General features: G+C 50.0%; 1 pseudogene. It reads left to right on the forward strand.

From position 1 onward, the window contains the following. Positions 1-202 (forward strand): annotated as a pseudogene (gene pgaB, locus FDX22_RS12215) (poly-beta-1,6-N-acetyl-D-glucosamine N-deacetylase); the annotation flags it as partial.

Consider the following 202-nt stretch of genomic DNA (forward strand, 5'->3'; position numbering starts at 1 on the left):
CTTAAACCTGGCCAAAGAGCAAGGTTATAAGATGGCGTTTACGCTTAATGAAGGGCTGGCGAATGCGGCATTCCTTGATGATATCCCGCGTGTACTGATTTCTGATAACCCATCGCTCAAGCGTTTTGCCAGTCAGGTTGCTCAGGTGCGTGAACCGCAGACGATGCGCGTGATGCATGTCGATCTGGATTACGTCTATGAC

The sequence above is a fragment of the Citrobacter sp. TBCS-14 genome, from assembly GCF_005280805.1.
Taxonomy (GTDB): domain Bacteria; phylum Pseudomonadota; class Gammaproteobacteria; order Enterobacterales; family Enterobacteriaceae; genus Citrobacter; species Citrobacter gillenii.